General features: G+C 67.3%; 24 protein-coding genes and 1 pseudogene. 14 read left to right on the top strand and 11 right to left on the bottom strand.

Annotated features, from left to right (window positions below; all coding sequences use genetic code 11):
- Positions 1 to 137 precede the first annotated feature (137 nt).
- The 8 genes from WME75_RS29885 (at position 138) to WME75_RS29850 (ending at position 5,305) form a co-directional block, all read left to right on the top strand.
- On the top strand, positions 138 to 425 hold the full coding sequence (locus WME75_RS29885; RefSeq protein ID WP_437478158.1) for a hypothetical protein: 288 nt from the start codon (positions 138 to 140) through the stop codon (positions 423 to 425).
- Positions 422 to 550, top strand: coding sequence for a hypothetical protein (locus WME75_RS29880; protein ID WP_437478155.1), 129 nt, complete (start codon positions 422 to 424; stop codon positions 548 to 550). Before WME75_RS29885 ends, WME75_RS29880 begins: the two co-directional genes overlap by 4 nt.
- Before the next feature lie 58 nt (positions 551 to 608).
- Positions 609 to 848 (top strand): hypothetical protein, encoded by a 240-nt coding sequence (locus WME75_RS29875; RefSeq protein ID WP_437478152.1) that lies wholly within the window; start codon positions 609 to 611, stop codon positions 846 to 848.
- Positions 845 to 1,240, top strand: coding sequence for a type II toxin-antitoxin system VapC family toxin (locus tag WME75_RS29870; protein ID WP_437478149.1), 396 nt, complete (start codon positions 845 to 847; stop codon positions 1,238 to 1,240). Before WME75_RS29875 ends, WME75_RS29870 begins: the two co-directional genes overlap by 4 nt.
- A gap of 430 nt (positions 1,241 to 1,670) precedes the next feature.
- The gene (locus tag WME75_RS29865; protein WP_437478146.1) at positions 1,671 to 2,279 is read left to right on the top strand and encodes a GyrI-like domain-containing protein; all 609 of its coding nucleotides are present in this window, start codon (positions 1,671 to 1,673) and stop codon (positions 2,277 to 2,279) included.
- A 190-nt stretch (positions 2,280 to 2,469) separates the two neighbouring features.
- Complete coding sequence (locus WME75_RS29860) at positions 2,470 to 3,387, top strand: hypothetical protein (protein ID WP_437478145.1); 918 nt, start codon at positions 2,470 to 2,472, stop codon at positions 3,385 to 3,387.
- A gap of 2 nt (positions 3,388 to 3,389) precedes the next feature.
- Positions 3,390 to 4,289 carry an alpha/beta fold hydrolase gene (locus tag WME75_RS29855; RefSeq protein ID WP_437478142.1) on the top strand — a complete coding sequence of 300 codons (900 nt, stop codon included), beginning with the start codon at positions 3,390 to 3,392 and terminating at the stop codon, positions 4,287 to 4,289.
- Positions 4,290 to 4,600: 311 nt separating this feature from the next.
- Entirely contained in the window at positions 4,601 to 5,305 is a 705-nt protein-coding gene (locus tag WME75_RS29850; protein ID WP_437478139.1) for an NADPH-dependent F420 reductase, read from the top strand.
- A 151-nt stretch (positions 5,306 to 5,456) separates the two neighbouring features.
- Here WME75_RS29850 and WME75_RS29845 read toward each other — a convergent pair whose 3' ends face one another.
- The 4 genes from WME75_RS29845 to WME75_RS29830 all read right to left on the bottom strand — a co-directional run bounded on the left by WME75_RS29845 (position 5,457) and on the right by WME75_RS29830 (position 9,781).
- The gene (locus WME75_RS29845) at positions 5,457 to 7,508 is read right to left on the bottom strand and encodes a WD40/YVTN/BNR-like repeat-containing protein (RefSeq protein ID WP_437478136.1); all 2,052 of its coding nucleotides are present in this window, start codon (positions 7,506 to 7,508) and stop codon (positions 5,457 to 5,459) included.
- Positions 7,509 to 8,031: 523 nt separating this feature from the next.
- Positions 8,032 to 8,817 (bottom strand): alpha/beta fold hydrolase, encoded by a 786-nt coding sequence (locus WME75_RS29840; protein WP_437478135.1) that lies wholly within the window; start codon positions 8,815 to 8,817, stop codon positions 8,032 to 8,034.
- Positions 8,818 to 9,163: 346 nt separating this feature from the next.
- Positions 9,164 to 9,568 (bottom strand): hypothetical protein, encoded by a 405-nt coding sequence (locus WME75_RS29835; protein ID WP_104976950.1) that lies wholly within the window; start codon positions 9,566 to 9,568, stop codon positions 9,164 to 9,166.
- Between the two features lie 45 nt (positions 9,569 to 9,613).
- Entirely contained in the window at positions 9,614 to 9,781 is a 168-nt protein-coding gene (locus tag WME75_RS29830) for a hypothetical protein (RefSeq protein WP_437478133.1), read from the bottom strand.
- Between WME75_RS29830 and WME75_RS29825 the strand changes: the two genes are divergently transcribed.
- Complete coding sequence (locus tag WME75_RS29825) at positions 9,780 to 10,022, top strand: addiction module protein (protein WP_437478131.1); 243 nt, start codon at positions 9,780 to 9,782, stop codon at positions 10,020 to 10,022. The two genes, WME75_RS29830 and WME75_RS29825, sit on opposite strands and share 2 nt — an antisense overlap.
- Positions 10,023 to 10,368: 346 nt before the next feature.
- On the opposite strand, the gene WME75_RS29820 is transcribed toward WME75_RS29825, so the two are convergent.
- The 5 genes and pseudogenes from WME75_RS29820 to WME75_RS29800 all read right to left on the bottom strand — a co-directional run bounded on the left by WME75_RS29820 (position 10,369) and on the right by WME75_RS29800 (position 13,042).
- Positions 10,369 to 11,238, bottom strand: a complete 870-nt coding sequence (locus tag WME75_RS29820; protein ID WP_437478128.1) for a formate/nitrite transporter family protein — start codon at positions 11,236 to 11,238, stop codon at positions 10,369 to 10,371.
- 376 nt (positions 11,239 to 11,614) lie between these two features.
- A pseudogene (locus tag WME75_RS29815) lies at positions 11,615 to 11,722 on the bottom strand (JAB domain-containing protein); the annotation flags it as partial.
- A gap of 96 nt (positions 11,723 to 11,818) precedes the next feature.
- Positions 11,819 to 12,040 (bottom strand): hypothetical protein, encoded by a 222-nt coding sequence (locus WME75_RS29810; protein WP_437478125.1) that lies wholly within the window; start codon positions 12,038 to 12,040, stop codon positions 11,819 to 11,821.
- 106 nt (positions 12,041 to 12,146) lie between these two features.
- Positions 12,147 to 12,719, bottom strand: a complete 573-nt coding sequence (locus WME75_RS29805) for a JAB domain-containing protein (RefSeq protein WP_437478122.1) — start codon at positions 12,717 to 12,719, stop codon at positions 12,147 to 12,149.
- Complete coding sequence (locus tag WME75_RS29800) at positions 12,716 to 13,042, bottom strand: addiction module protein (protein WP_437478119.1); 327 nt, start codon at positions 13,040 to 13,042, stop codon at positions 12,716 to 12,718. The genes WME75_RS29805 and WME75_RS29800 overlap by 4 nt, the downstream gene beginning before the upstream one ends.
- Before the next feature lie 72 nt (positions 13,043 to 13,114).
- Between WME75_RS29800 and WME75_RS29795 the strand changes: the two genes are divergently transcribed.
- Positions 13,115 to 13,468: a hypothetical protein gene (locus WME75_RS29795; RefSeq protein ID WP_437478116.1), complete on the top strand. Its 354-nt coding sequence runs from the start codon at positions 13,115 to 13,117 to the stop codon at positions 13,466 to 13,468.
- The gene (locus tag WME75_RS29790) at positions 13,469 to 13,990 is read left to right on the top strand and encodes an HNH endonuclease (RefSeq protein WP_437478113.1); all 522 of its coding nucleotides are present in this window, start codon (positions 13,469 to 13,471) and stop codon (positions 13,988 to 13,990) included.
- Positions 13,991 to 14,111: 121 nt separating this feature from the next.
- Here the strand turns inward: WME75_RS29790 and WME75_RS29785 are convergent, their stop codons facing one another.
- Together WME75_RS29785 and WME75_RS29780 are read right to left on the bottom strand one after the other, a co-directional pair.
- Entirely contained in the window at positions 14,112 to 14,738 is a 627-nt protein-coding gene (locus WME75_RS29785; protein ID WP_437494954.1) for a JAB domain-containing protein, read from the bottom strand.
- A gap of 5 nt (positions 14,739 to 14,743) precedes the next feature.
- Positions 14,744 to 15,394, bottom strand: a complete 651-nt coding sequence (locus WME75_RS29780; protein ID WP_437478110.1) for an RNA polymerase sigma factor — start codon at positions 15,392 to 15,394, stop codon at positions 14,744 to 14,746.
- 168 nt (positions 15,395 to 15,562) lie between these two features.
- On the opposite strand from WME75_RS29780, the gene WME75_RS29775 reads away from it, so the two are divergent.
- The 3 genes from WME75_RS29775 (at position 15,563) to WME75_RS29765 (ending at position 19,832) form a co-directional block, all read left to right on the top strand.
- On the top strand, positions 15,563 to 15,841 hold the full coding sequence (locus tag WME75_RS29775; protein ID WP_437478107.1) for a helix-turn-helix domain-containing protein: 279 nt from the start codon (positions 15,563 to 15,565) through the stop codon (positions 15,839 to 15,841).
- Between the two features lie 495 nt (positions 15,842 to 16,336).
- Positions 16,337 to 18,229, top strand: coding sequence for a hypothetical protein (locus tag WME75_RS29770; RefSeq protein ID WP_437478104.1), 1,893 nt, complete (start codon positions 16,337 to 16,339; stop codon positions 18,227 to 18,229).
- A gap of 379 nt (positions 18,230 to 18,608) precedes the next feature.
- On the top strand, positions 18,609 to 19,832 hold the full coding sequence (locus WME75_RS29765; RefSeq protein ID WP_437478101.1) for an HNH endonuclease: 1,224 nt from the start codon (positions 18,609 to 18,611) through the stop codon (positions 19,830 to 19,832).
- Positions 19,833 to 19,919 lie beyond the last annotated feature (87 nt).

Raw genomic sequence — 19,919 nt, 5'->3', positions numbered from 1 at the left:
GGCGCGGCGGGGCGCGAAACCGTCAAGGTACGCCCGCGCCCGCGCGGTTCGGCGGCGCAGCGGAGCGGCGCGGGGCGCCCCTTGACGTCGCCCGCGAACGGGGACACTTCGCCGGCCTCACGGGGGCTCGTGCGAGCATGCGCAAGGCGGTGATCCACGCGGCGTTGATCCTCCTCGCCGCCGTTTCTTCGATTCATTGCGGCGGTGCGACCACCGACGGCGGCGCCCGCCACCCCGCGGGCCACGCGCGGGCGTCGCACCGGCCCGCGGGCGATGCTCACGGGCACCGGCCCGCGCCGGGCCGGCCGGCCATGCAGGCGCCGGACGAGGAGCTCCGCGCGGTCGCCGCGATCCACGGCGCGGCGGGGCCGTGGAGGCCGGCGTCGCGACCACGTATCGCCGCAGGTCGACCGGGCAGGCCGTGACCCTGCGCCCGTCGGCGGCCTTCCGCGCGCGCTTCCGCGACGTGCCGAGAGAGGCGCTGGAGGCGACCGGGACAGAGGTCCTCTCCTTGCCCGACGCGCCGGCCCGCCTCGGGCATCGCGCGTGACGCCGGGGAGCTCTGACGCTAGGCTGAGATCGCCGATAACGGAGCAGGAGGAAGCACCGTGCAAGCCGCCAAGATCCCCATCGTCATCCCCGCAGACCGTCGGGTAGAGCTGCAGGTGCCCGCAGACCTTCCAGAAGGTCCAGCGGAGGTGATCGTCCTCATCACCTCCCCGCAGAAGGCTGCGCCACTCGACAAGCGGGCAGCGCTTGGCATGGATCGGGGTACGGTCCAGATCGCCGATGACTTCGACGCGCCGCTGCCGGAGGACCTACAGCGAGCGTTCGATGGCGAGACATGAGGTTGCTGCTCGACACACACTGCTGGCTCTGGCTCGTCGCCGACCCCGAGAGGATCAGGCGCGACGTCGTGGAGATGCTCGTCGCAGAAGGTACTGACGTCTACATCTCGGCAGCGACAGCATGGGAAATTGTCATCAAGCACGCGCTCGGAAAGCTCTCCCTTCCCATCCCGCCCGCCGAATACATTCCTTCTCGCATGGCCGCCCTCGGTCACCTTTCTCTGCCCATCGAGCAACGGCACACCCTCCAGGTCGCCGGACTTCCCCCGCATCACAAGGATCCATTTGACCGGATCCTGGTCGCGCAGGCCCAGGTCGAGGACATCCAGCTCGTCACCGCCGATCGGCTCATGACGCCCTACGATGTCCGTGTGATCTGGGCAGATGCATGATCGTGCCCTGGTCGTCCCAGCTGATGGCGCCGTTGCCCGGCGCCTGGTCGTTCGCGATGTTGCTGAACCCGTGCTGGAGGTTGGCCGAGCCATGCTCCGGGGTTGACCCCGCAGGCTTCGACGATGGCCGTTGCAGCATGGAATGATGGCCGACCCATCATTCCATGCCGACGAAGCCACCCTCGACCTTGACCCCGCCAGGGGGAGTTCATGGTTCCCCGAACGACGGAGGCTTTCGGCTGGATGTGCACGGGCGCAGCGCCCCGGCGGCGGGGCCGCTGCGCCCCGCGAGGGCCGTGTGCTGCGCCGTCGCGGCGCCTCGTGGTATCTTGCGGCTCATGGAACGAGCCATCCAGGGCTCGCCGCCCGGCCTCGACGCTCGGCCAGCCGCTGGTGAGCACGTGGCCGTTCGCTATCAACAGGTGCATTCGTGTCGAAGGTTGATCTCAAGAGGGAACTAAAATATCTCTACCAGGCATCCGCGAAGGAGGTGGTTCAGGTCGAAGTGCCAACATTTCAGTTCCTCATGATCGACGGCGAGGGCGACCCCAACACATCACAGGGGTATGCCGAGGCAGTGGAAGCGCTGTTCTCCGTCTCCTACACGACGAAGTTCATGGTGAAGAAGGGGGCGCAAGGAATTGACTATGCGGTGATGCCTCTCGAAGGCCTCTGGTGGTCGGACGACATGTCCGTCTTCACCTCCGACGATAGGTCAAGGTGGAAATGGACGATGATGATCATGCAGCCTCATTTTGTGGAGGAGGCGGTGATTCAGGGGGCCATGGTGGAGGTGAGGCGAAAGAAGGCGCTCCCCGCGATGGACGCGCTCAGGCTGGAGAGCTTCACCGAAGGATCATGTGCTCAGATACTTCACATTGGCCCCTTCACTGAAGAAGGGCCGACCATCCAGCGAGTTCATGATTTTATTGGTACGCGCTCGGCGCTTGCAGGAAAGCACCACGAGGTATATCTGAGCGACATACGTCGCGCCGAACCGGCCAAGTGGAAGACCATCATCCGCCAGCCTATGGAGTGATAGCTGACCGATCGTTCAAGCCGACGCCGCTTCGCGGCACGGCTGAACGACGACGTTGGGCCGCCGTGCCCTGGCGTGGCGCGAGGTGGCTGCCCCCGTCCGCCATGGCGCCGCCACCCCTGATCTGGAGCTCTGCTCGCATTTTCCCGGCGTTTCGTGTCGGCATGGGGGGTGCTGAAGGCCGAGCGCCATGCCGACGCTCGAGCACAACGCCCTCGTCGAGATGTTCCGCGAGCACCCGGAGCTCGCGCCCCGCTTGCTCGCGACGCTCTTCCACGTCGAGGTGCCGCCGCACGCCTCGGTTGCGGTTGTCGAGTCGTCGCTCGACCAGCTCATCCCGGTGGAGTTCCGCGCCGATCTGGTGCTGGAGCTTCGAGACGAGAGCGACGCGCTCGTGCTGGCGATCGTCATCGAGGTGCAGCGCGACGTGGACCCGGACAAGAAGTACTCGTGGCCGGCGTACGTCGCGGTCGTGCGCGCCAGGAAGCGCTGCGGCACGATCGTCCTGGTGGTCGCGCCGGACGCCGGCGTGGCTGCCTGGGCGGCGGAGAACATCGACCTCGGCCTGGGCCGCGGCAACGTCGAGCCGCTGGTGCTCGGTCCGGCGGTCGTCCCCGAGATCACCGACCCGGCCGACGCGGAGAACGAGACGGAGCTCGCCGTGCTGTCGGCGGTGGCGCACGGCAACGGGCCGAGCGGGCTGACCGTGGTCCAGGCGGCGCTCGCCGGCCTCGGCCGGCTCGACCAGGCGCACGCGATGGTCTATTTTCAGCTCATCTGGAACGGGTTGCGGGAGCCGATGAGGCAGGCGCTGGAGGTACTGGTCATGGAACGGCAGATCGAAGGCGAGGCGACGTTTCCTCCGTTCGTGCAGAAGCTCGTCGATCGCGGCAAGCTCGAGGGCATCCGTGAGGGCGAGCTCAAGGGTATGCGTGAGGGCGAGCTCAAGGGCAAGAGGGACACGCTGCTGCGGCTGCTTGCGCGTGCAGGGATCGTGCTCACCGAGAACGAGAGCGCGCGCATCCAGGCATGCACGGATATCGCGACCCTCGACCGCTGGATCGATAACGTCCTCGGGGCGAAGACTGCCACCGAAGTGCTCTCCTGACGATGGCCGGACGCGGCTCAACAAGGCGATGGATCCGACGGGCCTTGCCGGCTGATTCATCGCGGGGCGTTGCGCGGGCGCGGGCGAGCTCGAATCCCGCTATTCAGACGACCTGGATCCGTGGAGTCTGCGAAACGAACGGCATCGACATCCACTACCTCCGAACTGGAGGCGCCAAGTATCCCGTCGTTCTGCTCCATGGATTGATGGGGAGCGGCGCGTGCTGGACTCCCCTGGCGCGGGCGCTCGAAGGTGAATTCGACGTCGTCATGCCCGACGCCAGAGGGCACGGCGGTTCGAGCGCGCCGCACCACGGATACCGGTACGACGATCACGCGAGCGACGTCGTGGGCCTCATCCGCGGCCTGGAGCTCTCTCGTCCGGTTCTGCTTGGCCACTCGATGGGCGGCATGACCGCCGCGGTGGTGGCGAGTCGAGGGGCGGGGGTCATCCGCGGCCTCATCCTTGTCGACCCGACGTTCTTGAGCCCCGAGCGCCAGCGCGAGGTGCGCGACAGCGACGTCGCCGATCAACACCGCCAGGCCCTCGGCTTGCAGAAGTCTGACCTCGTCGCGCAGGCCCGAGCTCGACACCCGCGTCGCTCGCCCGAGATCGTCGAGCTGCAAGCCGAGGCGAGACTGAAGACCCGCATGGGCGCGTTCGACGTCCTCACGCCGCCCAACCCCGAGTACTGCGACGTGGTGAGCGCGATCGACGTCCCGAGCCTGCTCGTCATGGGGGACAGCAGCCCCGTCGTCACGCTCGAGATGGCAACGGAGCTGCGGAGGCTCAACCCACGCGTACGAATCGAGCAGGTACAGGACGCCGGCCACGGCCTTCCATTTCAACAACCCGAGCGCCTGGGAGAGGTGGTCCTGTCGTTCTTGCGTCAGCTGGCTTAGCTGCTGCGGTCACTCGTCCGCTGTGCCGAATCGGGTGTTGCAGCACGCGCAGCACGCGCCCGCTGCTGGCGCAGCAAGGGGGCGACGTCGCGCTGTCCGTGGATGAGGTCGCCTACCTTGAGGGTCAGGTCATACCCCGAGGGCAAGGTCGTCCTGGGGGCAGCCTCTGCGCGGGCCGGGGGCGGCCCGTCGTGGTACAGCCCGTCTCCGACGTGAACGGCGCGAGCGATCGCCCGTCTGCGTCAGACGACGCACCTGGACCGCCGGCCTCCGCGCTCGATCGCGGGCGGCTCGGCTCGAAGGAGTGACGAATGAAGATCGGAATCATCGGTGCCGGCTTGATCGGCGGGTCGCTGGCGAAGCTGTTGGGGAAGCTCGGTCACCAGGTGGTGATCGCGAACTCGCGCGGGCCGGAAACGCTCCGCGAGCTCGCCGCCGAGACCGGGGCCACCCCCGTCACGGCCGCGGAGGCCGCGCGCGGCGGCGAGATCGTGGTCGTCACGATCCCCCAGCGCGCGGTCGTGGACCTGCCGAAGGATCTCTTCGCCGGCGTGCCCGCCGACGTGGTCGTGATCGACACAAACAACTACTACCCGGTCCGCGACGGCAGCATCCCGGCCATCGAGGCGGGGCAGGTCGAGAGCGCGTGGGTCGCCGAGCAGATCGGGCGGCCGGTGGTCAAGGCGTTCAACAACATCTACTTCGAGAGCCTGCTCGCGAAGGGCAATCCGAAGGGCACGCCGGGGCGCGTCGCCCTCCCGATTGCGGGGGATCCGCCGGAAGCGCGGGCGAAGGTCATGCGCCTCGTCGACGAGCTCGGCTTCGATCCGGTCGACGCGGGCGGCCTCGAGGACTCGTGGCGCCAGCAGCCGGGCACCCCCTGCTACATCCACGACCTCGACGCGCCTCGGCTGAAGGAGGCGCTCGCCGCGGCCGAGCGGAGCCGCGTCCCCGAGTACCGCAAGGCCTCGGACGACTGGCTGCGATCGCTCATCGCGTCGCAGAGCCCGAGCTGAGCCTCCGGGGAGAATTGAATTTCAACCCCGAGGGTGTCGAGAGCCGCCGGGGAGACCTTGCTGATCGCGGCGCTCGACGCATGGCGTGGTGCTCGCGGCTGCCCTTCGCCGATCACGATCCGGGCGGACGGAGCTGCTTGCTCCGCGGCGTTCACCACGCCGTGGTCGTCGCGCTCAGGTAGTGGCCGAGAGCGGTGTTCAGGTAGATGCGGTCGTCGGCCAGGGCCACGGCCCGAGGCGCCGCGTTGACCCCGAGCAGGCGGCTCTCCCAGGTGTCGCCGTCGTCGCGCGACATGGCGATGCCTTGTCCGAAGGCGAAGACGTTGCCCTTCGAGTCGACAAGCACATTCCAGGCGTCGGCGGTGACCTCGGTGAAGGAGACGCCCCTGTCGATCGAGCGGAAGATGCCCTTGGAGGAGCCGAGGAACAGGTGGCCGTTCGGGGCGGCCGCGAGCTTGACGTAGGTCTCGTCGTTGTCGAGGGGCACGCCGTCGAGGGGCTCGAACGTCCTGCCGCCGTCGAGCGAGCGAACCAGAGACCGTGAGCCATGAGCGTAGAGATCGCCGTTGTCGGTGAAGACGACCCCCGTGATGTCTCGTGATTCATCCGATACCCGTTCCCAGGACGCGCCGCCGTCGCTCGAGAACCCTTGCTTGATGCTGTAGAGGCGGCCGTCTGGATGGAGGGCGATCGCGCCCACGTCGAGGGTCGCGTCAGTCACGCTCCACGAGCTGCCGCGGTCCGACGAGCGATACAGCTCGGCGCCCGAGGTGGCGAGCATCGTTCCATCTCCCATCTGGATCAGGGTGCTGATGAACGGCAGCGGCTCGCCGTCGAGCTCGACGGGAGCCCACGAGGCGCCGGCGTCCGTCGACCGGTACCTTGCCTCCTGATTGTCGAAGAACAGCGTGCCATCCGGCGTCGCTGCCACCCATTGAAGGTTCGTGAGGTTCACCTCGGCGAGGCGCCGCCACGTAGGACACGCCGGGCAGCTTCCGCCGCAGTCGGCGCCCTGCTCACCCGGGCCCTGGGCTCCGTCGGTGCACGACGCCGGGAGGGGCTCGCCACGGCGCTCGTGCTTGCCCCAGAACGTGGTCGGCCGGCTCACGAACACCGGGTCGTTGTTGTCGAGGACCACGAGGCGATCGTCCGGGAGCATCACCATCGACCGGAAGCCGAACAGGTCGCCGTCGCCCCGCTCGGTCCAGGTGAGCCCGCCGTCCTCGGACATGTCCACGCCGGTCCCGCCCGCGAAGAGCAGATCCGTGGAGTTGGCCGCGAGCACCGACGCCGTGACGTCGCCCGCTTCGGGCTGCTGCCAGGAGTCGCCGCGATCGACGGACGATACGGGGGGACGCGCCCCTTGCCCGACGAGCACGACTCCATCGGAGAGCTCGACAAGCCAGGCGCTCGTATCGCCCTCCGTAGAGGCCACCTCGAACCAGGTGGCGCCGCGATCCAGCGACCGCATCACCAGCTTGTGGGACAGCAGGAACCAGATCCCGTCGGAGTTGACCTCCAGGCGGACCAGCTCGCCACCTCCGAAGCCGCCGGCGACGAGCTCCCAGCTCACCCCGGCGTCCGTCGACCGGTAGAGATCGTCGCCGAGCCCGGCGTAGAGCGAGTCATCCATCACCTTCAAGAACCTGGGGCTGAACTCGGGGTGGATGACTTGCCATGTCAGCCCATCGTCGTCGGAGCGCACGAGGCCGTCGCCCGCGCCATAGATCTCGCCGCTGCTCCCGTTCGCCAGCGGCTTCACCGTGACGTTTTCACCGTCCGCCAGCACCCGCTGCCACGCGCCGTCCAGCCGCTCGAGCCGGCTGAGCCAGTCAACCTCATTGCTCCCCAGCAGGGTCCCCTGCCGGGTGAGGAACAGATGGACCGCGCCGGAGGGCGCGACGCGCTGCCAGAACACGCAGGGCTCGCACGGGCCGCCGCAGTCCACGTCGTCTTCACGCTGGTTGCGCTCGCCGTCCGAGCAGGTCCCGGGGTCGTCGAACGGGTGACCGGCGCCGGCCCCACCCTCCCCGGAGCCGCTCCCCGTGCTGCCGCCCCCACCGGCGTGCGCGCCGCTCGTGCTCGTCGTCGCGTCGGCGGAGCTCCCGTCCGAGCAGCTCGTCAAGAGCGCCCAGGCCAGCATCGAGATGGCCGCCGACAAAAGGCCGAGATTCCCGCTGCGCCACTGCCGTTCGATCGTCATCCACCACTCCGCCGAACAACCTGCGTCCGCCAGGCCGCCGTGGCCTCGCCAGCAAATTGAACAAGTGGGTCAGGAAGCCAGAGGGCGATACGGGCGTCAAGCCTTGGGGCGACCGCCTGACCACCTCATCTGGCCATCTGGCCATCTGGCCATCTGGCCATCTGGCCATCTGGCCATCTGGCCGCTGAGCCCATGCTGAGAGCTGGCCGGGCCTTGCTCCGGCGTTGACCTCGCAGGCCTCGGCGGATGGCCGTTCCAGGATGGAACGATGGCCAGTCCATCATTCCATGGTGGCGAAGCCATCATCGACGTTGAAGAAGCCAGGAGAACTCCATGGCTTCGGGCGGGGGCGGTGCGCTGGAGGCTTTCGGCTGGATGCGCAGGGGCGCGGCGCGCCTGCGGCGGGGCGCTGCGCCCCGCGAGGGCCTACTCGTCAGGGGCGCCCGAGGTACACTGCAACCGATCTTCCTCCACGAGCGGGTTCTGGCGGCGAGCGGTGGCGCCGCGATTTGCGCCTTCCGGCTCACGCGGATTCGAGCTGCGTGACGAAACCACGCAGCGCGGACGCGAGCGCGAGGGGCGCCTCGAGGGGCGACAGGTGCCCTGTGCCGGGCAGGACGCGCAGGCCTGCGCCGGGGATGCGCGGCACCACCTCGCGCCGCAGGACGTCGAGGCGCTCGACCTTGTCGAGCTCACCGGCGATCAGCAGCGCCGGCGCGTCGATCGACGCAACGTCTGCGGAGATGTCCTCCTGCGACGCGACGTGCGGCCAGGCGGCCTTGGCGGCGGGCGCGCCGCGCAAGCTGTCCTCGATCACCTGCTGGCGCAGCGCGGAGCTCAGCGGACGCGCGGTCAGCACATGATCGAGCACAAAGCCGATCGACTCCGGCGAGTCATAGGCGTGGGCCAGGGTCGCGCGTTGCTCGTCGCTGAGCGGCATCGGCGTGGGCGGCGCAGGGGCGACGAGGACGAGCCCCCGCAGTCCGGCAGGCCGACGGGACGCCAGCAGCTGCGCGACCTTGCCGCCCATCGAGTGGCCCACCAGCACGTGGCGCTCGAGGCCGAGCGCCTGGATTACGGCCTCCGCGTCATCGGCCAGATCGCCGATGCGATAGCCCTCTTCCGGTGCGTCGGAGTCGCCCCAGCCGCGGTGGTCGATCGCGACCGTGCGGCACCTCGGGGAGAGGGCCTCGGCCACCGCCGCCCACGTGCGCGATGAGCCGCCCCAGTAATGGAGGAAGACGAGGGCGATGTCCCCCGCGCCTCGCTCCCGGACATGGATCTGGATCCGGTTCGCCGTGATCTTCATGAGCGCTCCGTGCAGCTCAGCTGTCGAAGGGGGCCCTCCAGGAGGGCGCTGGCGTCGAAGGGCTGAAAACCCGGCACGTAGGGGCGGCCGTGGTTATGGGCAAGGCGCGTGTCAGGGGCGTGGATTCCGGCGATCTGCGGGGTCATGGCGGGGGCTCCTGTCTGCCGGCGAAGGCCAAGCTCCAGGAGGGTGCGCGCTCGCTGGCCGGGCGCCCCGCCGAACTGCCGTCATTTCCTGCCACGCGCGCGGGCGTTCCCGGAGAAGCGCTCCCGGTACTCGATCGGTCCCACGCCGAGCCGGCCTCGGCGGCCTGCCAGTCCGCCTTCCATCTCGTGGAGGGCGCGCGCTACGGCGAAGCGACGGCGTGCCCGCGCCATCGCAGGAGCGCCGCAGCGTGCGCCTTGCGGAGCATGAACAGGTCGCTCTCGTGGCGAAGACGCTCGAGTTCGATGCGCTCCGCCGGCGTGAGGAGCCCCTGGGTGTTCCGGTCGAGCAGCTCGTCGTAGCGCACGAGCTCTGCTTCGGACCTGTGGCTCTTCGCGATTTGCCAGAGCGCCTGGTCGTCCATCTTGTCGAGGCAGGCGAGGTCGACCTGGAACTCCGGGGGCGCGTCGTCCCAGGCGGGAGGGCTGCCGAGGCTCAGCGCCCGCAGCATCACGGCTTCGAGCGGCTGTCGGGTCGCGAGCGCAGTCCCCCTCAGCCGCTGGTAGAGCGCCTCGGGGAGAGCGAGGGTGACGGTGGCGGTCGACATCGCGCCGGGGTGGACGCGGGAGGCAAGCCTGCTTCGCCGTCGAGCCTAGCACGAGGAGCACCCCGGCTCCTCCCCGCCGACCGCGATGACGAGGCGGCCTGGGCTCGGCCGGACGGCGCGGCAGTGCGTGGTCCGCCGTCGGTGCCGCTCGTTCTCGACCGCGAGGGCCGTGTGCTGCGCCGTCCCGGTGCCTCGTGGTATCTTGCGGCTCATGGAACGAGCCATCCAGGGCCCGCCGCCCGGCTTCGACGATCTCACCGTGCACGAGCAGATCGAGTACGTCCAGGCGCTCTGGGAGCGGATCGCGGCGAGGGAGGACGAGGTGCCGGTACCCGAGTGGCACAAGGCCGAGCTCGATCGCCGGCTCGCCGAGTACGAGGCCGCACCGGATGCTGGCCGGTCCTGGGAACAGGTCGAGGCCGACCTCCGTGCGCGCCTCGCAATGCGTCGATGAGTCGGCTCCTCGTTCGCCCGTCTGCCGAGCTGGACATCCGGGAGGCGGCGGACTGGTACGAGGGTGAGGAGGACGGGCTGGGCGGACAGTTCGTCGACGAGCTACGGCACATCGTCCACCGGATCAGCGACCTTCCGTCGCAGTTCCCCGATGTCGGGCGGGGTGTCCGGCGCGCTGCTCAAGCGATTCCCCTACACGGTCTACTTCCTGCTCCGTGTTGAAGGAAGCGAGCGGGCCGCGGTCCTCCTTGCCGTACTCCATCAGCGGCGCAGCCCGTCTGTCTGGAAGAAACGCGTTCGAGACGAAGGTAGAACGGGCTGACCTGGCCCTGGTGCCTGCGGGCGCGTCAGGAGGCGGAGCTGGTGGAGGCGCGGAGCGGCTCGGCGGGGAGCTCGCGCTCCCTGGCGGCGGGGACGTGCTTGGGGGCGGTCTTGAGGTGGGTGACGTACAGGGTGAGGCCCGTGAAGGTGATGCCGCCGAGCATGTTGCCGACGACGGTCGGGATCTCGTTCCACACGATGTAGTCCATGACCGAGAAGTTGCCGCCCAGGAGCATGGCCGACGGGAACAGGAACATGTTCACCACGGAGTGCTCGAACGTCATCGCGAAGAACAGCATGATGGGCATCCACATCGCCGTCACCTTGCCGCCGACGGTGTTGGAGATCATCGCGCCGACCACGCCGGTCGAGACCATCCAGTTGCAGAGCACGCCGCGCACGAAGAGCGTCAGCATGCCGGCGGCGCCATACTCCTTGTAGCCGAGCGTGCGCGCCTCGCCGATGCCGGAGATGGCCTTGCCGACGGCGCTCGGCTCCGTGGAGAAGCCGAAGGTGAAGACGACCGCCATCATCACGGCGACGGTGACGGCGCCGGCGAAGTTGCCCATGAAGACCAGGCCCCAGTTGCGCAGGACGCCGCCCAGGGTGACGCCCTTGCGGCGATCGATCAGCGCCAGCGGCGCCAGCACGAACACCCCCGTGAGCAGATCGAAGCCCAGCAGGTACAGCATGCAGAAGCCGACCGGGAACAGCATCGCGCCGATGATCGGGTATCCCGTCTGCTGGGTGACCATCACCGCGAAGACGGCGGCGAGCGCGAGCAGCGCGCCGGCCATGTAGGCTCGGATCAACGTGTCCCGGGTCGACATGAAGACCTTGGACTCGCCCGCGTCGACCATCTTGGTGACAAATTCTGCCGGCGCCAAATAGGACATAAGCTTGGCTTTCCTCCGTGAAGACGTGACTTGCGAGAGGACTCGAGCCTGGCGCGCCCGCCCCTGGCTGGCCGTGCCGCGCTGGCCGGCGCGGCCTGGGCGGCAGCGCGAACGGATCGCCCCGGCGTGTGCCGGAGCGATCGAGCTCCCTCGACGTACCGCGGAGTGTAGACGCGGCTTCATTTCGTCAATGTTTCCGTGGACGATCGAACTGCGATTTATCGAGAGGCGAGGCTTGGGGCCGGTGCAGGGATCCCCTTTCACGCCGCCCCAGGTGGACCCGCCGAGGCGGGTCTGCCCTGTCTTGTCCTGCGAGTCGGAATCCTGGATGAAGAGTCCCAACGGTGGGACTTGACGTCTCCGAAACGTCTGGACTCCAGAGCTCCTCGTGCACCCGGGAGGCGAGCCTCGGGCCGAAGGTGCGCGCCACGCGGGCGGCGTCGGTGAGGAGCGCGCCCCGGCGCGCGCGGGCGGCGTGGGTGCGGCAGCGGAACCCGACCAGGTCGCGGTAGCCGGCATGCGGTAGCCGGCTTGCGGTAGCCGGCGTCGCTTCGTTCTCGCAGGTCGACGTCGGTCGGTATCAGGGGGATCGGCGCGCACGGATCGCAGCGATCTCACCGAGATCGAGCAGATCTTTGGCACGACCGGCCGCGCGCTTGGCGCGTTCCAGGGCGTCCAGCCCCAGGATTCGAACCGCGGAGCCGTAGAGCTGGATATCCTCCGACCCCTTCACAACGTCGTCGAAGCTACCCACTCCGGGCACATCGCCCAGCAGGTCTATGGCGCCAATCGACATGCTCACCGCTGAGCGCTTCAACGACGCGCCGAAAGTCGGTGACCATGGGCTGCCTTCGCTTCCTCGATGAACTCCAGTGCTTTCCGCATGCGCTCGACTCTCTCGGTGGGAGTCAAGCGCAGGTTCTCGTCGATGAGCGACGTATCAACGCCGGAGGGGACTCTTTCAAGGTTCCGCTGATCCCAGCTCTTACGTGCAGCTCCGCGGAGAGGTGGCGCAGCTCCAGGGCTATCGCTTCGTCCTCGCGGGTCGGGGTCGGGTCGCCGCTGGGGTGGTTATGGGCCAGGACGAAGCTGTGGGCGGCCATGTCCAGCGCCGTGCGCAGGACGGTGGAGCGGCCGACGTAGAGGGCGTCGTCGGAACCGCGGGCGAGCAGGCGCGGAGCCGGACTATTGGCGCCCGCGCCAGTAGAAGGGCCGCCGCTTCTGATGTGCAATCGCGAGAATACGAAGGTGATCGTCGCGTACCCGGTACAGCACGCTGTAGGGAAATCGCCGCACGAGCCACCAGCGAACATCGTTCTCCACAGCACTCCCCGTGAGCGGTGACGCAGCCAGGCATCGACTGCGCCTTGGACCTCGGCGACGAAGGCGTCGCCAAGGCCAGGACGTGCCCGAGCGTAGTAGGCGGCGGCCTCGTTCAGCTCGACCTCAGCCAGGTCGTGAAAGATGACCGGGAGCGTCACCGGAGCCGCGCGCGGGCGTCACGAAAGACGTCCTCGGCCGGTCGCCCCCGGGACGGATCTGCGTCAAGCTCTGCGTCCCGGCGCGTCGCTTCCTCGGTCCAGAGGCGCCTGTGCTCCTCCTCGGAGAGCTCATCCAGGCTTTCCAGAAGCGTCTCTGCGAGGCGTGCGCGCTCCGCGACGGGCAGCTTCAGGGCTTCGGTTTCCAGCTCGGGAAGGTTCACGGAGGGATTGTACCGCGCGGCTCGGAGGCTGCCCAGGCGCGCTTCCCCATCGGCGAGGAGATGCCGCGACGACGGCGACGAGCTGTCCTGCTCAACGACCATGCTCTCGTGCAAGGTAGGAGAGGCCGGCCGTTGCCCCGGTGCTCCTGGCCTGGTATGGCTAGGGTGGCTTTCATGAGCTGGACCAAGGATGACCAGAGCAAGCTCGACCATCTCCGTGGCAAGGAGCTCTCCGGCACGTTGACGGAGCCCGAGCAGGCGGAGCTAGCGGCGCTCATGGCGCGGATCGAGGCGGAGGAGGCGGCGCTGCTTGCCCCGGAAATGGCTCGGCTGCGTGCCGAGGCCGGAGACGTGGCGGCCGAGCTGGCTCGGGTCGAGAGCGAGAACGAACAGCTGGCCCAGCTCATGGCCCAGCAACAGGCCCTCGTGGCCGACACGCGCAGGTTCCTCGAGGAGTTCGACCGGCGCCGCGCCTCCATCCTCGACGGATTTGCCCGCATCGCCGGCGGCCCGCTGCACGCTGCGTGAATGGCCGTCTCGACGGAAACGCGCGCCATCGTCCGGGTCGCCTTCGGTGGCCGGTGTGGTTACTGCGGCGTTTCCGAAACGTCCGTGGGGGGCGAGCTGGAGATTGATCACTTCCACCCGCTGGCAGCGGGTGGGTCCGATGACATCGAGAACCTCGTCTACGCTTGCACCGCGTGCAACCGGTTCAAGGGCGACTATGCGCCCGCACACGATGCACCTGAGAGCTTGCGGCTCCTTCGCCCTCAGCGTGACGATTTCGGCGCGCACGTCGAGGAGACGGTCCACGGCCGGCTCATCGGGCTCACGCCTCGTGGCTGGTTTCACATCCAGCGACTGCACCTCAACCGCCCGCAGCTCATCGAGAGGCGCCATCTGCTCCACGTCCTTCAGGCGCAGAGATCCGATCTCTCGCGTTCACGGGAGGCGGAGGCGCGTCTGCGGCGCGAAAACGAGGCGCTCCAAGGAGAGATCACGCGTCTTCGGGCAGCCGTGGCCGCTTTGCTTGGTGGAAGCGAGCGCTGAAACGTCCGGCCCTTCGCGGTGCCGCCACATCCGTGCTGGAGGTTGACCGGGCCTTGCTCCGGGTGTGATCCCGCAGGGGCGGGGCGCCCCTCCGCAGGGGCGCTGCGCCGCGCGAGGAGACCTACTCGTGGACGGCGGCGTAGCGGCCGCTGGGCGTGACGATGACGTGGGCGGTGAGCGGGACGTGCAGCTCCGCGGAGAGGTGGCGCAGCTCCAGGGTCATCGCTTCGTCCTCGCGGGTCGGCGTCGGGTCGCCGCTGGGGTGGTTATGGGCCAGGACGAAGCTGTGGGCGGCCATGTCCAGCGCCGTGCGCAGGACGGTGGAGCGGCCGACGTAGAGGGCGTCGTCGGAGCCGCGGGCGAGCAGGCGCGTTTCGCGGACGCGGCCGTGGGCGTCGAGCGCCGCGATCCAGAGCTCCTCGTGGACCAGGGAAGCGAGCCTCGGGCCGAAGTACCGCGCCACGCGGGCGGCGTCGGTGAGGAGCGCGCCCCGGCGCGCGCGGGCGGCGTGGTAGCGGCGGCCGAGCTCGAAGGCGGCGGCGAGCCGGGTCGCGTCAAAGAGGGCGATCTGGGTGCGCTCGGCGAGCGCCGCGGGCGAGAGGCGACCGAGCGAGGGGAGAGCGGCCGTGCCGAGGAGGCGCGGCCCGACGCCGGGCAGGCCGAGCACCATCTCGAGGAGGGTGGCCTCGGTCGCGGTCGGCAGCTCGGCCGCCGTCTCGGCGGGGGCGTCGATGGGGGCGCGGCTCATCGGGCTCATCGGGGCCACCTCCGAGAGCGGGTGAGGGCGCGGGCGAAGAGGCGGCGCGCGAGGCGGAGGCGGGTGGCGACCGTGGGGCGCGGGAGCGAGAGGGAGGCGGCGATCTCGAGCGAGGAAAGGCCGGTGGCGGCGAGCGACAGGATCTCGCGTAGCTCGGGGCGGAGACGGTGGAAGGCGCGGAGGAGGCCGCGGGCGACGAGACGGGCCTCGGGAGAGGGGGCCGTGAAGGCGGCGAGGCGGTCAGGGTCGACCGCGGGGAGCTCGTGGCGGCGGTGGGCCTTGTCGCGGTAGTGCGAGGCCTGCCGCGAGGCGATGCCGGCAAGCCAGGGGCGGATGGCGTCGGCGGGAGGGAGAGCGGGGGACGGGCGGAAGCGGCCGGCGCGCAGGCTGCGCCAGGCGCCGAGGACGGTGTCCTGGGTGAGGTCGTCGAGATCGGCGGAGAGAACGCCGCGGGCGCGGAGAGTGCGGCGGATGAGCGGGCGCTGTTCGAGGAGCGCGGTGGGGTCGAGATAGACGGCGGGGTGAGATGGCTGGTGGTGGGTCTTGGGCGGGCGGGCGAGCCGGCTGCCAGCAGCGGGGCGGGGGCGGCGACGGGAGGGCGGATCGATCTCTTGGCCCTGTTCAGGGCGTAGACGTACTGTTTCCATGTCGGACCTCGTGGAAGCGGGGTTCGGCCACGCCGCCCGGGGTGTTACCAGCACCCGCGGGCGGCACTTTATGTGGTCTCGCCACGCTAGGAACTGACAGCTGGTAGGTCAAGGAAATCCGATCTGCTGGATCATTATTCTGAACCCGGCGCGGGGGTACGCGAAGGCGTGCGAACGCTCACGCTCGATACCCTCCTGCTCTACATTGCGGCGAACCTGCGGCGTCTACGCCAGCAGCGCGGCAACACGCAGGAGCAGCTCGCGGAAGCCGCCGGGATCGAGCTGCGGACGATGCAGGCGATCGAGGTCGGGCGGCAGAGCATGAGCCTCGGCACGCTCGTCAGGCTCGCGAACGCGCTCGATGTGTCGCCCGGGGTTCTTCTTCGCAGCGCCGCGATGCCGGAGATCAAGCGCGGCCGGCCGCGCAAGCGTCCCGCCGGCGCCTGACAGTCAGACCCCGATGTCCGCACCTCGACAGCCCTCGGCCATCCGCGCGCTTCTCCACTTGGCTCATCGTCGGCGCGTGCTTTGCTCCGGCTTCGGACGCCGTCCCGCGTGGTGGAGAACTCGGCAGGCCGCTGCAACCTGAGTAGCCCCGCCGCTGATCGGCCGGGCCGTTGCAGGGCCACTTCTTCGCTTCGGAGGGGTAGGGCATCGAGGGTCCGCTCGCGCCTTGGTCCGGTGTAGAGCCCGCACGATCCTGCGCTGGTCTCCTTGACAATGTGGGGTAGCCGTCGGATACGCTAGCTTTCCACGATGTGTGGGGGCGGCACGAGGGGGTGGCCTCGGAGTTCAAGGCGCTCCACGCGGAAGCGGCGGTCAGCGGTCGAGAGGACTGATCACGCCGAGAGGGCCGCGGTCGACGATGTGGGTGAAGACCATCGTGGCCCGCACATCCTTGTGGCCGAGCAGTCGTTAATCAGACCGAGGGAGCCTCATGCCATGACACTCTACGATGATCACTACTGCCGTTGGTCGTACGAGCAGCTGCTTCTTCAGCAGCCGCAGATCCAGTTCGCCGGTCTCTGGCGGCAGGGATACCAGCACTACATTGTTTGCCCGACTCTAAGCACTGCGAAGACTGCAGGAGGCGAGGATCTTCGCCTGTGGTTTGACAAGCAGTGCAGGGTGGTAACTGCACCGGTAAAGATTGTCGAACAGTGCCCGGCGGGCGCCGAGCGCGTGCCTGAACGGACCTGTGAGGAGCGGGCGCGGCTAGCTGGTGCACCCAGGACCCGCCGTGATGTCCTCGTAGACCTCGGGTTGGCCCTCCCACCTGAGTTTCCTCCGTTCACCATCGACGATCCCGGGATTGACGTCGTCTTCGTCACAACCCGGGAACTCTCAGACACCGAAAAGAGTCAAGTCTCGTCCGCTTACGCGGAGATGGGCTACGTCGTCCAGATCCTTTTCGCAGTCGATCCTTCGCGGGACCCGCAGAATGAAAAGTTTCGATTTGAATTCGGGCAAGGCGACATCGATCTGCTGCCGAGTCGACGCCTGCCGACGAAGTATTCCAGAGATCTTCGTTTCCTCATGGAGGACGACGAGGAGGCATGGGCGACCAGTCGAGAGCGGCTGTTCGCCTCAAGCGATTCGTGCGCCACCGAGCTTCTCCCCGTCGCCTGGCGACACTCCCGCGGTCTCTCCTGTCTCGTCGACGCGACCGTGTTCGCCCCCGACGATATTCGATCTCAACTCTGTCTTTATGACACGGTGCTTCTCGCGCTGCCGCTCGAGGATTCATTCGAAGAGAATTGCACTGCTCTAGGCGTATCCAGCAAAGAATTGTCAAAACTGGTCGAGCTGGGTCGGGTTCGGATCCTTCTCCCCCAAGCGATCGACCGCTACCCGCTCAACTGGCTGGCTGCCCTCGCGGAGCGCGCGCCCAAGAGCATTCTTCTTTCCCGACGATTGGCCGCTGCCACCGTCGCTGATGCGCGCAACCGCGTGCCGCTGCTCTACCCTCCCTTGAGCCCGAGCGAGCGGCACGCAATGCTTCACATGCTCACGGACCAAGCGTCAAACCTCGTCGGCCCTGCGCGTGCCGCTGACTTTGTTCAATTCATGAACGAGCTCGGCGCGACATGGGCGGGTGCTGAGTGGTCCGTGGGTAGCCGCGGCGCGATGGGGACATCACATTTGGGCATTGGGGCTATCAGTAGCGCGGTCTACCAGCAAGTGACGGGAAGAGACCTGCGGCTTGAACTCTGGTCCGCTGCTCAGAAGGTGGAGTGGTCCGCTGCGCTCGGCGCCCACGTGTTCCCGTCCTCCGCTGGCGAGTACGACGAAAGCGCCGCTTGCGACTTGGTAGCGGGCATCTATGGCGGGGGCTTCGTCGGGTCAACTCGATCCCGTTCCACACTTTCGGCCGTATCAGATCTGCTCGCGCTCAGCAGTAAGGTAGATGTGGTCGATTTGGCGAAAGAGTTCTCCTCGGCAGACATCAGGCGCCTACGGGATCTTGTCGACCGAATTGCGCGTGAGAATGTCGATCCCAATTTTCTAAAGGACGCGATCGATAGGTTCAATGCCGAGGTTCGCCACTACGAGAAGCGGCCTGATTTGCTCAAGAGTGTTAACGTCGTGGGACTCATGTCGGCAGGGTTTTCTGCCGCGGGAATCGTAGACCCGTCGATTGCCCATGTGGTGCCCCTGGCGGGGATTCTGCTCGGCTTTGTGCTGAACCGGGTCATTGACGAGCTGCCTCGTCACTCAGCGCCGGGAGGCCGAGTGATCGACTTCTGCAACTCCTTGCTTACGGCCAGGGCCAATCCGGATGCAGTTCTTGTGGCCCGCGCGCGCAAGGATGTGGGTCGACTTAAGCGACCGTGAATCGGGCGCGGACATCTCCGCTCCGTCGCACATTAGTCGCCCGAGGCTCTCAGTTGCAGGAGCGCTTCTTGCGTCGCGCTATGCCGTCGCCGTCCGAAGTCCATCAACGATGGTTGCGTAGTTATGCAACGATGGCCTATCTCCGGAGATGCGCAGGCAGCCTGTGGAAGGCCGTGGACTTTTCGGGGGAGTGCGGACATATTGCCACAGGGCGCCGCGGCTCATCCACGAGAATACGAGAATACGGGGATAGGACGCCACGGTTCGCAGCCTACATGCAACAATGCGAATATGTGTCATGTGGCACGCTCAATTGCAGAATTGATCGATATTCCATCCAGAATTCCCCCGACGGATTCGAGTTCAGGGAGCAGATACTATGGATCGATGCATCTTTTGTGATAAGTCTCTCACGCCCGGCAGCCTGGAACACGTTTTTCTCGCTGCACTCGGCGGCCGTGTCGCTACGCGTCGAGCCACATGCGGAATATGTAACAACGGTTTCGCTGCCGATGATAAAATAGATGATTCGCTTGCCGAATCGTTTATTATTGCGCGCTGCGGACTGTTGATTTGGACCGGGCGAGGTGGGCCACCACCCACGATTCGTGGTGCCGGCATTCTTGAAAATGGTCCCAAGTACGATCTTGCACCTGGATTTGTTCCGGTAGTTCGAGCTGCGCAGATTCCGCCGACGGGAACCGTGACAGGCCCCACTACGATCCCAGTCAAGGATGAGGAAGATGCCAAACGGGTGATCGACATTCTTCGCTCGCGAGGAGAGCCTGTTAAGGTTGTCGGTGCTCAGCGAGTGCAGCAAAAGGCGCCATGGACAAATCTAAACATGTCGATTAGTGGCCCAGTCGCGTTCCGCAGTGTCGCAAAGACGGCGCTGACCGCCGCGTGCGTGCTTTACGGGAACTCTGTGGTGCGAGAACGAGCAGATGCAACGCTTCGGATGGCGACAAGGTGGGGCACTCCAAATATCGGCTCATTCGCGGGATGGGACTATGTGAACGAATGGCCGCGAAATGTGACTCTGCTCGGCCACAGGGCCGGCGTAGCCACTGCAGTATCAGGGTTCGAGCACAGCGTGCTCATCTGTGACGTTGGCAACGACTGGGTCGCGTATATCGAATTCTTCGGGCACTTTCGTCTCTCTGTCTGGCTTGGGTCGGCGAGTGGATTGCCTGCAAAGGGGATGGCCATCAATCCGAGAGTAGGCGCCGAGAGTCGCATGATTGCGAACTCCGAACCACCAAGCGCCTACTTCCGTAGGCAGCTTTCGTCGTTCAACGAGGAACACGCTAAGATCTTGGCCGGGGTCAAGGAAGGCATGACAGAAGTCATGCGCACGGCGACCACGGAAGCGCAGGAGGCATGGTTCGCATCGTTGGCTGACGATCTAACGCGTCGAGTTGCTGAAGCGACGAGTGAATCGGTGGCGGACGCAGCGTTGCGAGAGTGGTCTGAAAGGCTCACAGCAATTCATCTCGGCGGACGCTGGGAAGAGGCTCTTGATACCAAGATCATCGACGAGGAAGTTGGTGCCAACTCCACCCAGCAAGGAATTGCACCCGACGGCGCTGCGCGCCGCGGGTGAGTGGTGCGTTGCGCGCGCGGAGCGGCGCAGGAGGCCGGCGGCGACCCCCTTGACGTCGTCAGGGCTCGGAGACACTTCGCCTGCCGC

The organism is Sorangium sp. So ce1014, assembly GCF_051521505.1.
In the GTDB taxonomy this organism is placed as follows: domain Bacteria; phylum Myxococcota_A; class Polyangia; order Polyangiales; family Polyangiaceae; genus Sorangium.
Note: the sequence above shows the minus strand (reverse complement) of the source record. Positions and strands in the feature narration are given on the sequence as shown.